The following is a 12522-nucleotide window of genomic DNA, read 5'->3' as shown; positions in this document are numbered from 1 at the left end:
TGGCAATGGTGTTTGGTGCTGACGTCACGCCAGGCAAGGTCAGCGCGGCGGCAATCGTCTCTTCTTGGCTGGGGATTCAGGCCGACTATCGCGGCATCAACTTCCCGGTATTGCGTAATGATATGCCGGAAAGAAACGGCATCGTGTTTGTTAAGCCCGGCGAAACCATTGCGGGCCTGACCGTGCCGCAGGTGAACGGGCCGACGTTGCAGATGATCGATAACCCGATTAATCCGGTCTATAAGCTGATGCTGGTTATCGGTAAAACGGATGATGAGCTGCGCCAGGCCGCCTGGCGACTGACCCAACCGCTGAGCGTTGACAGCGACTCGCTGGCTGTCGGGCACCAGGCTATCCCCGCCAGCAAGGCCTATGACGCACCGCGCTGGATCAACACCGACCGCCCGGTGCGCCTGCGCGAACTGCTGCGCAAAGATCAGAGCCTGACCACTATCGGCATCTGGCACGATGCGCTGAAGGTAAATTTCCGCGCCGCGCCCGATCTGTTCCTGTGGGATGGCGAAACGGTGCCGGTGCAGCTGAACTATCGTTTTCCGTCAGAAAGCTGGATCGATGAAGAGAGCTCTTTCCTTAACGTCAGCCTGAACGGCACTTTCCTGCGCAATCTGACCGTGAATAAAGTCGGGCTACTGGAAAATATCTGGCACCGGCTGGGCGGCGATGCGCGGCAGGAAAAATATACCCTGAAGTTCGATCCTTACCTGATTTATGGCGATAACCAGCTACAGCTCTATTTCAATATCAAGCCGAAAGCCAGCGCGCCGTGCAGCGTGCTGACCAATAACAATATCAAGAGCCGGATCGAGGACGACGCCTGGATCGATTTGAGCCATACCCGTCACTTTACCCTGCTGCCGAATCTTTCCTGGTTTGTCGGTGCATCTTTCCCGTTTACGCGCTTTGCGGATTATTCGCAAACCGTGCTGCTGCTGCCTGAAGCGCCCAGCAATGCAGAGATCGGTGCGCTGCTGGATATGGCCGGACGTGCCGGTAACGCTACCGGCGTAGCGCTGAGCAGTAACAGCGTGCTGTTCGGGGTGCCCGCCGATGGCGCTCAGCTCAACAGGCTGCGTGACAGTGATGTACTGGCGTTCTCCACGCTGGCGCAAAACGGCTTTAACCAGGCGCTGCTGCGTCATTCGCCTTTTGAGGTCAATGGACACACGCTGGGCGTGAAAGCCCCAACGCTGGTGGATAACCTGCGCGGCTGGCTGGCTGGCGACTGGACGCGTCAGGCGGTGGATGCAGATCGCTATTTCTCTTCTAACGAAGACTGGCGCGGTTTTATCAGCTATCGCTCACCCTGGAACCCATCACGCGTGGTGGTGGCGACCGTAGCGACCGACGATGGTCAACTGACCAGCCTGCACAATGACCTGAAGTTGCAGCGCATTAACGCCGGGATCCGCGGCGATACCGCCATTATCACCGATGAAAACGGCATCCGCAGCTTCCGCGTGGGCGCACAGTTCCCCAGCGGGGAAATGCCGTGGTACATGATGGTGGTGTGGTATGCCAACCAACATGCGGTGGTGCTGGCGCTGATAGCGCTTCTGCTCTCCACAAGTGTGGGATTAAGTACCTTTATTTTGCTGAAGCGTCACGCCTGGAAACGGCTGAATCCGCAACACGATCGGCAGACGCCGGGCGAGAAAAAATAACTATGAAGATCAAAACGCTTATCGCGCTGGGCTTGCCGTGCATTACGCTGGCAGCGGGTGCGGCTTCCACCGGCACCGACGCAAACCCGGCTCTTCAGGCACTGTTCAGCCAGGCTAACTACTGGCACCAGAAGGCGCATGACGAACTGGCGCGCGACGCGCTGAATAAAGTGCTGATGGTGGACGGTAACAACGTCCAGGCACTTTATCTGATGGCGCTGTGGGCACAGCAAAGCGGCGACGGCGCGGCAGCGGCTTCCTTCCGCGAGCGCCTCAGCAAGGTGTCGCCCAATGATGCAAAGCTGAGCGAGTTGGATAATGCCCGGCAACTTCAGTCTATTCCTACGGCACAGCTGGCGCTGGCGCGTCAGCAGGCCCACAGCGGCAATATCGCTGCCTCGCTGCAAACCTGGCGCAACACGTTTAGCGGCAATGAGCCGCCAGCCAGCGTGGCCGCAGAATATTATCTGACGATGGCAGGCGACCGCACGCTGCTGCCGCAGGCGGTTGACGCGCTGCGCCAGTTCGCTGCCTCACATCCGCAGGATACCGGCGCGAAGCTGGCTCTGGGCAAGGCGCTGACTTACGACGCCACTACCCGCCGCGAAGGGATGCAGGTGCTAAGCAGTATGGCGGACGGCAACGAGGCTGCCGACAGATCGCTGCGCCAAGCGATGCTGTGGCTGGCAGCGAAGCCGGAAGACGCGCCGCTTTACCAGGTATGGCAGCAGCGCCATCCTCAGGACCGCGCGGTGATGGACTATTTCCGCAAAAACGCGGGTGGCGCAGAAAAAGGCGAAGGCTTTACCGCGCTGAACAGCGGTGACGTATCCGGCGCGCAAAGCGCTTTCGGTCGCGTTTTACAGGCCAATCCTGAAGATGCCGACGCGCTGGCGGGGCTGGGTTACGTGGCGCAGCGCAGCGGCAACTATGCCGCTGCCGCCGACTATCTTGACCGGGCGGCGAAGCAGGGCGGCGACAACAGCCAGCAGCGCCAGCAGCAGGCCGCCGATGCCCGCTTCTATGGCCAGCTGGCCGGTGCGCAGCAGGCGTTGAAGGCAGGCAACGTCTCGCAGGCCCTGAGCCTGAGCGAACCGCTGAGCCAGGCAGAAGGCGAAAAAGGCGTGGCGGCGAAGCTGTTCCGCGCGGACGTCCAGCGCCGCAACAATCAACCGGACGCCGCCGAACAAACCTATCGTGCCATCCTGCAAAGTGATGCGGATAACCGCACGGCAAAAGAAGGCTTGTTTTATGTTCTGCGTCAGCAGAACCGCAGCAGCGAGGCCAGCGCGTTGCTCTCCGCACTGCCGGAAAGCGTGCGGGCCAGCATGGCACCGCGTCCCGGGGTGACCAGCGATCCGCTGCGTCGGGAAGCCAAACAGGCGGCGCTGAGTGGCCATCCTCAACGCGCCATCGGGCTGCTGATGACCGGCCTCCAGCGCTTCCCCAACGATGCCTGGCTGCGGCTCGATCTGGCTCGTCTTTATCAGCAGCAGGGCGACACCGCCCAGGCGGCGGCAGTGATGCAGCCTGCCTTTAGCTCTACGGCCAGCAACAATGAAATTTATGCCGCCGCGCTGTTCGCCAGCGAAAGAGGTGCCTGGCAGCAAGCCCAGACGCTGCTGTCTCGTTTGCATAGCCAGAACAGCGACATGCGTGAACTTTCTCATCGTGTGAACTTTAATCTGCAAATGGCGGTTGCGCAGCAGTATCTGGCGCAGGGATCGGCCGCCGCCGCGGCCAACACGTTACGGGCGCTGACGATGAATCCGCCAACGAATCCGGCGGATGCGGGCAGCCTGGCTAAAGGGCTGGCCGATGCGGGCGATCTCAACGCGGCCGTCAACGTGGTACGTAACAACATGCAGCGTGGCGTGCAGGGTAACGCAGGCGATTATGCGCTACAGGTGGCCGTGCTGAACCAGGCCGGGCTGGGCAGTGAAGCGCAAAGCTTCCTGAGTAATCCGGCACTGCAGGCTAACAGCACGCCAGCCCAGCTGGCCGGTATTCAGAACGGCTATCTGATCAACGAAGCTGACCGCCTGCGCACTCAGGGTAAATATGCGGCCGCCTACGACAAGCTGATGGGCGCGCTGCAGCACGATCCGCAGAACAGCGATCTGATGTTCGCGATGGGCCGCCTCTATCAGTCTGGCAAAATGAATAAAGAAGCGGGCGTGGTTTACGATTACCTGATGACCCATGACACGCCGTCGCAGGATGCACGCGCGGGCGCTATCGATGTGGCGCTGACAATGCATGACTTGCCAAAAGCCAAAGCGCTGCTCGGCGGGTTACAGGGTGAACAGACGCCTGAGCGTCTGCTGTTAATGGCTCGCGTGGCGGAAGCCGATGGCGATCATCAACAGGCGCTGGCGTATCTGCGCAACGCGCGTGGCAAGATGATCGGCTTGCAGGACGGCCCGATGGCGGCAACGGGCGGTGTGGCCCTGGCAGATAACCCGTTTGTAGACCGCACCGTGCGCAAATCGCCTTCCGCTTACGATGGGGTGATGCCATGGCAGCAGGCGCCAGCGGACGCGGGCACGACCGAACGCATGTCGCAGCAGGCGCAGACTCTGCACCAGATTGATACCATGATGGATGGCCTCCAGGAGCGAACCGGCACCTGGGCGCAGGCTGGCGTGCAGGTCAGAGGGCGCGACGGCGAAACGGGCCTGAGCAAGCTGACCGAAGCGAAAGCGCCGCTGACCTGGTCCAGCGTGCCTTATGGCGACACGCGCTTTAACTTTACGTTGACGCCGGTCACGCTCAACGCAGGCAGCGCGTCTGGCACGTCACTCGCGCGCGTCGGTACCCAGGCGCTGGAGCAGGGGCGCATCGCTCAGGCCAACAAGAGCCTGCCTTCGGACGTACTGCTTAATTCACCGGGTTCACAAGCCGCCGCTGGCGTAGAGGTCAACCTCGGCCTGACCAACGACAACTTTAAGATCGACCTGGGATCGACGCCGCTCGGTCAGGATCTCAGCACGCTGGTGGGGGGGATCCAGTGGTCGCCGAAGCTTAGCGACTACCTGACGCTGATCCTGACTGGCGAACGGCGCGCCGTGACCGATAGCCTGCTCTCTTATGTCGGTACCGAAGACAAGCTGAGCGGCAAAAAATGGGGCGCGGTTACCAAAAACGGCGGCAACGCGCTGCTGAGCTATGACAACGGTGATGCCGGTTTCTACATTGGCGCGGGCGGATACAGCTATATCGGTGAGAACGTTGCCAGCAACCAGAGTCTGAACGGTACGGCAGGCGCCTATGTGCGTCCTTATCACGACGATAACAGCGAACTGAAAACCGGGGTCAGCATGAGCTGGATGGATTTCTCGAAAAACCTCAGCTACTACAGCTACGGCCAGGGCGGCTACTTCAGCCCGCAGGATTTCGTCGCCGTGTCGTTGCCGGTGGACTGGAGCAAAAACTATGACGATCTGAAGGTGAAGGTAGGCGGTTCCGTGGGGTATCAGTCTTACTCGCAGGATCGCAGCGCTTATTTCCCGACCGATCCGGGTAAACAGGCAGAGCTGCAAAGCTATTATGACGCCGGTTACGCTACCGAAGCTTACTATGCGGGCGGCAGTAAAAACGGCATTGGCTATAATCTTCATGCGGGCGCGGATTATAAGGTCAACAAGGACGTCACCGTTGGCGGTCAGTTGGGTTATGACACCTTTGGCAACTACAACGAGAGCACGGCTCAACTTTACTTCCGCTACAGGCTCGGAGAGAAATAATGAATGAATTTCAGGAACGTACCCTGAGTTACTACCGTCAGCAACAGTATCAGCCCGGCTGGTTCGATCTGCTGAGCGTGATGATTAACGGGATGTTGAATAACGCGGGCGAGCAGGAAAGCCACGCGTTTTTACGGCAGATGGGCGATACCCTGGCCGGGCGTTATCCGTTGAGCACGGCGCGTACCGTTGGCGAGCTGGAGCAGCAAATTAATCAGGTACTGGCGCGTTTTAACTGGGGTTTTGTTGACGTGCAGCCCCATGAAACCGCGATCTTAATTCATCATATGGCCCTGCCGCCGGGAGAAGGTCAAATGGATGACCGACAGTGGCGGCAGGCGCTGGCTGCGGTGCTGAGCGGCCTGTACGCCCGTTGGCTGGGCGAACAGGGCGGCAGCCCCGCCGTTTCGCTGACCTGCCTGGATCCCGGCAGCACCACTGCCACTTTCCGTTATCAGCTGTAAGGAATCTACCCATGACTTTGCTCAGGGCGAGCGTATTGATGATTGTAATGACGCTGGGCTGTTTGCAGGCCAGCGCCGCCGATGGCTGGGGCAGTTTTAAAGGCCGGTTTTTAACCAGCGAAGGCCGTATCCAGGATACCGGCAACAAAAATATCAGTCATACCGAAGGGCAGGGCTACGGCATGCTGCTGGCGGTCGCCAATAACGATCGCGCCAGTTTTGATAAGCTGTGGGCCTGGACGCAAAAAAAGCTGAAAAACCCGCAAACCAACCTGTTCTACTGGAAATACGTGCCTGACGCGACCGATCCGGTAGCGGATAAAAACAGCGCTTCCGACGGCGATGTGCTGATCGCCTGGGCGTTGCTGAAGGCAGGCCAGAAATGGCAGGACAGCGCTTATTTACAGGCTTCGGATCGTATTCAGCGTGCCATTGTCGATAAAGAAGTGATGAATTATGCGGGCCATACCGTGATGCTGCCTGGCGATCGGGGCTTTAATAAAACCAGCTACGTGGTACTGAATCCTTCTTATTTGCTGTTCCCGGCGTGGCGCGATTTTGCTGCACATAGCCATCTGAAAGTGTGGACCAACCTGATCGACAGCGGGATGGATCTGCTGCCGAAAATGCGTTTTGGCGACGCTGCGCTGCCCACGGATTGGGTAGCCCTGAATGCTGACGGCAGCGTCGCGCCTGCCACCGGCTGGGCACCGCGCTTCTCTTACGATGCTATCCGCGTGCCGCTCTACCTCTACTGGTATGATGCACAGAGCCTGCAGCTGGTGCCTTTCCAGCATTTCTGGATGGGCTTCGCGCGCGACAAAACCCCCGCGTGGATTGACGTCAGCAACGGTAATAAGGCGCCTTACGCTATGGCTGGCGGCCTGCTGGCGGTGCGCGATCTTACCCTGAACCAGACCGGCTACCTCAGTGACCAGCTGGCGGAGGATCAGGATTACTATTCTGCCAGCCTGCAGCTGCTGGCCTGGCTGGCTTATAAAAGTCAGTAACGTCTTTTCTGTCGCACCAGACCTTCTGCCCTCGCCGAAACGAGGCGGAAGGTCTGAAGCCTGTGCAGACAACCGCGCTACGGCGGCAATAAACAGCGGTCGCTCTGGCCGTCGAAAATAGCTAATAAACTGAATACCCTACCAATTATTAATATGCCTGGTGCAAAATTTGCCGTGGCAAAACCCTTGTTTTAATCCGGTTATAGCGGCTTACTGGCGGCCTCTTAACCTGACCGGATACCCAGATGAACCCGTTATGGCCTGCCTCTGTGGACGACCAGAGCGCCCAACCACAAGTCGTCACTTTAACCCTCGGCATTTTCTTTGACGGCACCGGAAATAACGCGCTGAATGCCAGACGCCACCTCGGCTCACTGTTGGAAGATGGCGAAGCGCTGGCGGCCTGGAAGCACACCACAAAGCAGACGCTGGGCTTTTGCGATAGCGCCATCGGCAGCCATATCGGCTACTACACCAACATCTATTGGCTGCATTCGCTTTACGTTACTGAATCGGCCGGCAGCCAGCACCAGCAATCCCTCTATATCGACGGGATCGGCACGCAGGAGGGCGAGGCAGATAGCGTGCTGAATATGGCATTCGGTACGGGCGACCAGGGCATCGTGGCGAAAACCGATCGGGCGGTCGCCTTGCTGGTCGGCATACTGCACAGATACGCTCTCCAGCACCCAAATCAGGTCATCAACGAACTGCAGTTCGATCTCTTCGGCTTTAGCCGGGGGGCCGCCGCCGCACGCCATTTTGCTAACCGTCTGTTTAATCAGGACAGCAGCATCATCGAGGCGATAAAAAAAGGGCTGGAAGGCGTGCATTATCGCGGTTCACCCGCTGGAAAAACCCGTTTTCTGGGCCTTTTCGATACGGTAGCCGCCGTGGCAACGCTGGCCAACGGCCTGGCTCCCCACAGCGCGGACAGCGGCGACGTCAACCTTGCGCTTCGGCCTGGCGTGGCGGAGAAAGTGTTCCACCTTACCGCGCAGCACGAGTGCCGCTTTAACTTTGCGCTCAACAGCGTGCAGCCTGCCTGGCCCGAGGTCGCGTTGCCTGGCGTGCATTCGGATATCGGTGGCGGCTACCATGCCGTTGAGCAGGAGACCTGTTTTCTGACGCGCCCACAATTAGAAACCGTGCCGCTGGCTACGGCTGATGAGGAAACCCGAGTTTACCAGGCCGCCAGCAAAGCGCTGGATGCCATGCGCGACTATCCAGCCATCGCGCCTTACATTGAGACTGGTGAAGTGGCCCTACGCACCTGGTTTGACGACAGAATGCCCGCCGATCGCTACGGAACGCTGCAAAAACGCAGCGGCGCGGCGGTCGTCCTGCAGCGCACCGTGCGCAACGACTGGGCAAAAGTGGCGCTCAGAGTAATGATTGATGCCGCCCAGGCGGCGGGAGTAAGGTTTAACGCCATAGAGGGCGCTGACAAGGCGCTGACGCTGCCAGCTGAAATGCTTCCTTTGTATGAAAAAGCCCTTGCGCTGAGCCGGGCTGTCCGGTGCGGGCGGAAACCCATCGATTTTAGCAAGGGCGAAATTGCTTTGCTGGCGGCCCGGTATCTGCACGGTTCGGCGAACTGGAATGAGGTACAGACCGATGCCGGGGGTAACATTGTGGATGCTGTCAGGCCGGTTGAATCGGGGGCTTTCGTGCACCGTCCCGACACCCGCTGGCAGCGTACGGTATACGATCTCAACGGCAAAAAAATGACCTGATACCGGGCGGGGGGGCAGACTGGCTTAAAGCGGCGAACGGCTTTTTAGCAGCGCCGCCTTAAAGTAACAGCGGCTAAACGGGCCGCTTACCCCCTGAGACTCAGGGCGTGTCCGTGTTCCGGTCTGCCCCTGCCTCCTCACCAACCTAATCTCGAGCTGATGACCGGGTGAGCCTCAGGGCATTATCCGTTGCCCCGTTCACTATTGCGGGTAGGCCACCCAGTCGCCGCCGTTCAGCCTGATCCACGGCTTGCCCTGATACATCATTACCACCGCATTATCGTTTTCCGAAACGACCTGCGTCTGCGGCAGATTTTCGGTCAGCACCGACATATTAACGTTGGCGGCGTTAAATACCTGACCATCCACTACGCGGGAAACCAGATCGGAGATCGCCATCAGGCTGGTAGGCGCTTCTACGGTCAACGGCCGATCCTGATGCGGCGCCTTCATACCAGCAAACCTGATGCCGACAGGAACGTGGGTAATGCTCGGGCTGGGGATATCGCGCAGGCCGGACATCTGCATTTTATCGCCCTGTAGCGCCGCGCCGTGCTCCGGCACCATAATCACCATCACACGACGACCCGATTTATCCAGGTTGGTCAGGAAAGTATCCAGCTGATCGAACAACAGTTTGGCGCGCGGTTGCCAGGCGGCGGTCTTGGTGCTGCCAAGCTCGCGCGTGCCGTCGTGCAGCGGGATCAGGTTATAAAAGGTAGCCGTACGGGCATCTGCACTTTTTTGTCTGTCATCCAGCCAGCGCTGCATCAGTTCGCCATCGTTAAAGACCGGCGAGCTGTCGAACGAGGTCCACGACGCGCCGATACCGGCCTGCGACATCAGCGGCGCCTGTAAATCGCCATCGTCGCGCAGCTCCTGCAAATAGTTACCAAACACGCCGGTATGATCCATCATCAACTGCTCTTTAAAGCCCAGCTTCGCCAAATTATCAAACAGATAGCAGCGGCGGTCGGTCGGCTTATAGAGATCGCTGTGCGAGGTCTGCCCGCAGCTGGCACGCAGCAGACGGATCCCCGCCGGGCCACTGTAGCCAGTGGCGGAGTTATAGTTATTCAGCACGATATCGAAATGTTTCCACAGCGGATGATCGCGTAGCTGAGCCACTTCCGTATCGGACCAGGAAAGCGAACAAATGTTAACGATCAGAATATCAAACGGAGCCGAATCGGCGGGCAGCGAGTCCGGGAAAGCGGTAGTCCGCTGTTTTTCACTGGCGTAGAACTTGTTCAGATAGGCGGTCAGGTTCGCGCTGGTTGGCGGCGCCGATTGATCCATCGCGTTGGCGCTGGTGGCGGCTCTGTTAGGCTGCGAGGCCGTATTCAGCGCCACCGGCGGCGTCACCTCTTTGGTCGGTAGCAGCGCGAAAGAAGGCCCGGCCATATTGACCACGTTAATCCACAGCAGCATCAACGACACCAGGACCGACACGCGCACCCACTGCGAGACAAACAGGTAAATAACCAGCAGCACGAAACCGGCGCCGATCATCTGCCAGTTAACGAAACGGTTAACCAAATCCAGCAGATAAGCTCCCGAGAACCCGACCAGCTGGCTCCCTTCACTGGCAATGCTTTGCGGACCGGGCAGCCAGGTATCGTGCCAGAACAGCGCGAAGCCGATCGGCACGGAGATCCAGTTGCGCCAGCGGTGCAGCCGCTCACTGGGCATCGGCAACAGCAGCCATGCCAGAAAGACCAGGTTAGTCAGGGCGTGGAAATTAAGATACCCAAACCACAGCAGCGCAAATTTGATCAGGAAATAAAAATTCCAGCCGCCCAGGCCGCGCCAGTGCAGCAGGAGCGTCGGCTTTGGGGTATTTGGTCGACTCATGTCTTATCCGATTTTGAAGAGTTACGCCGCCAGAGGCCTTCATACTTCAGCGCGCGAGGCGGTGTGACTCGCAGCACCAGCCCCCGCCACTGCCTGGGCAGCCAGCGGGCATAAAAGGGTTTCAGCAGCAGCAGCAGCAGAACCGCCAGGATCAGGATCTGCACTCCATCCATTACTGTCATATCGTCTTGTCCGGTGAGTCCTGACCAAGGGTGATATTTTGCGGTTGTCGGCGCGTTTTGGGCCTGGTCTCGGCCGGTGTCGGCACGGCTGCAAGGGGCACGGGCGCATCACGCCAGGCCGTTGGCACCTGACTGGTCAGCTGGCGGACCTCCGACAAAATCTGCAAATCTTCATGCCAGACCAGCCGGTTGGTAAAAATTTCGTCATGCGGCAGCTGAAAAATAAACTTTAGCGCGGTATTTAAGTCGCTAAAGCGGCAGGAAGAGAGAAACAGATAGAGCCTGTCGTCTAATAAGGTAACCAGATCGCCGTAGCGACGCGGCTTACACAGCGTCAGCGCCTGTTCCGGCTTCAGTTCCGGCACGGGACGCAGCGCCACCAGCAGCCCTTTGCCGTTTTCCGGCAGCAGCGTATTGTTGACGAGCAGCGTGACCGACTGACAAAACTCCGGCAAGGACTGATAGCCACGCGCCTGCAAAGGCTGCATCGACTTCATCAACGCACTGAGATCGGCCGGTACATGGCGGTTATAAGATTGCCCCTGAATACCTTCCAGCATGGTCAGAAAGCGCGACATGGTGGCGTTGAGCGGCACGATGCTATTAACGCCACAGGCCAGCAGCAGTCGCTCATCGCTGTAGCGCAGCGAGGCGCGCATTTCCCGCACCACTATTTTCAGGCCGCTACCGCGCGTGCGGCGCAGCGCATGGATCTGCTCCGCCAGCGTCGGGATCTGGTCGTTACGCTGCAGGCTAAAAATGACGGTTGCCGTGCTGGCCTGCTGCGCGCGATGGTAGAGTTCCGCGTTGTCGTCAAACAGCGTCCACTGGCTGGAGAGCGGTGGGGCGCCTTCCAGCACCGATTTTTCCGCCAGATAAAGCGTCTCGTCGTTGAGCGTCAGCGGCGTGTTTTGCTCCCCTTCCAGTAATCTGAACTGGTCCTGGTTCAGGTCCAGGCGTAAGGCGCGATCGGCCAGCATGCCGTCGCCGTTGGCCCACCAGTTAATGCGGTAATCCCAGCTGTCGTGCTGCCAGTCGAGCTGAGCCAGGCCATCGATATGCCGGTAAAGACTTTGCAGGCGGGTACGTAGCGCGTTGATTACTGAACCAAAGCTAATGATTAGCAGCGTGATGGGTTTAGCATTAAGAAAGTGTTGTATCTTTTTTGTCCACAGCCGTAGCTCGTCCTGACTCAATTTTTCCCACAGGGAAGCGGGGGCAAAAAACAGGACCAAACGAGGTTTTCCTGACAGCACACGGGCCAGATCGTCCGTAAAAGCGTGCAGTGCCCGACGGGTTTCTGGCAGGGAAAAAAGTGGGATGGCGGCAGGCCCCCCAACTGGCGCGGGCGAAAGCAGCGAATCCGGCGCCAGGCCTGACGCAATCAGCGTCACGGTATGCTGCGCAACGATGCACTGACGCGCCAGACTACGGGCGTCCTCCTGACGGTTGGCCGTTAGCCAGTAACATCCTGACGGCTGCATCAGCATCAGCTCATCTCTGACCTGTTCAAATCCTAACGTAAATGGAGGTGTCATAAGATATTTCGCAACCCGGCTTGTCCTACGGCTAGAGTGTAGTCCAGTTAAAAAATGAAGTAGCATCATTGTATTCTGGCTAATATACATTACAACTTATAGCAAACCGACCGGTACCCGACCTAAGAATTTTCTTGCTCGGGGAAGATTTTTTGCTGCCTTCTGGGGCTATCTTTATGAGTCAACAGTCTGACAACACGCGGCCGCTGGGGCGTGGATCCCAGGACGATATTGCGCAACTGGAACGCGCTTTTTCGCTACAAAACTGGCGCTACATTGATATCGACCGCCAGGAAAGGCTGGCTGCGAT

9 protein-coding genes are annotated in these 12522 nt (G+C 58.6%); 6 read left to right on the top strand and 3 right to left on the bottom strand.

Going from position 1 to position 12522, the window contains the following annotated elements:
• The 5 genes from bcsB to RTK32_RS11235 all read left to right on the top strand — a co-directional run.
• A partial coding sequence (gene bcsB / locus RTK32_RS11255) for a cellulose biosynthesis cyclic di-GMP-binding regulatory protein BcsB (protein WP_312043955.1) occupies window positions 1–1682 on the top strand: 1682 nt, incomplete at its 5' end.
• Window positions 1683–1684: 2 nt separating this feature from the next.
• The gene (locus RTK32_RS11250; RefSeq protein ID WP_312043953.1) at window positions 1685–5428 is read left to right on the top strand and encodes a cellulose synthase subunit BcsC-related outer membrane protein; all 3744 of its coding nucleotides are present in this window, start codon (window positions 1685–1687) and stop codon (window positions 5426–5428) included.
• Window positions 5425–5892: a cellulose biosynthesis protein BcsD gene (bcsD, locus tag RTK32_RS11245; RefSeq protein ID WP_409451085.1), complete on the top strand. Its 468-nt coding sequence runs from the start codon at window positions 5425–5427 to the stop codon at window positions 5890–5892. The genes RTK32_RS11250 and bcsD overlap by 4 nt, the downstream gene beginning before the upstream one ends.
• A gap of 11 nt (window positions 5893–5903) precedes the next feature.
• Window positions 5904–6902: a glycosyl hydrolase family 8 gene (locus RTK32_RS11240; protein ID WP_312043950.1), complete on the top strand. Its 999-nt coding sequence runs from the start codon at window positions 5904–5906 to the stop codon at window positions 6900–6902.
• A gap of 245 nt (window positions 6903–7147) precedes the next feature.
• Entirely contained in the window at window positions 7148–8638 is a 1491-nt protein-coding gene (locus tag RTK32_RS11235) for a DUF2235 domain-containing protein (protein WP_312043948.1), read from the top strand.
• A gap of 201 nt (window positions 8639–8839) precedes the next feature.
• On the opposite strand, the gene bcsG is transcribed toward RTK32_RS11235, so the two are convergent.
• From bcsG to bcsE, 3 genes are read right to left on the bottom strand one after another with little or no spacing between them, the layout of a single operon-like run.
• Window positions 8840–10492 carry a cellulose biosynthesis protein BcsG gene (gene bcsG, locus RTK32_RS11230; protein WP_312043946.1) on the bottom strand — a complete coding sequence of 551 codons (1653 nt, stop codon included), beginning with the start codon at window positions 10490–10492 and terminating at the stop codon, window positions 8840–8842.
• A complete protein-coding gene (bcsF, locus tag RTK32_RS11225; RefSeq protein ID WP_312043944.1) occupies window positions 10489–10674 on the bottom strand; it encodes a cellulose biosynthesis protein BcsF in 186 nt (61 codons plus the stop codon). The genes bcsG and bcsF overlap by 4 nt, the downstream gene beginning before the upstream one ends.
• Entirely contained in the window at window positions 10671–12212 is a 1542-nt protein-coding gene (gene bcsE / locus RTK32_RS11220; RefSeq protein WP_312043942.1) for a cellulose biosynthesis protein BcsE, read from the bottom strand. The genes bcsF and bcsE overlap by 4 nt, the downstream gene beginning before the upstream one ends.
• A gap of 176 nt (window positions 12213–12388) precedes the next feature.
• Between bcsE and bcsR the strand changes: the two genes are divergently transcribed.
• Window positions 12389–12522 (top strand): BcsR/BcsP family cellulose biosynthesis protein (gene bcsR / locus RTK32_RS11215; protein ID WP_312043957.1); only part of this gene is annotated, 134 nt, incomplete at its 3' end.

Source organism: Erwinia sp. (assembly GCF_031978025.1).
Taxonomy (GTDB): domain Bacteria; phylum Pseudomonadota; class Gammaproteobacteria; order Enterobacterales; family Enterobacteriaceae; genus Erwinia.
Note: the sequence above shows the minus strand (reverse complement) of the source record. Positions and strands in the feature narration are given on the sequence as shown.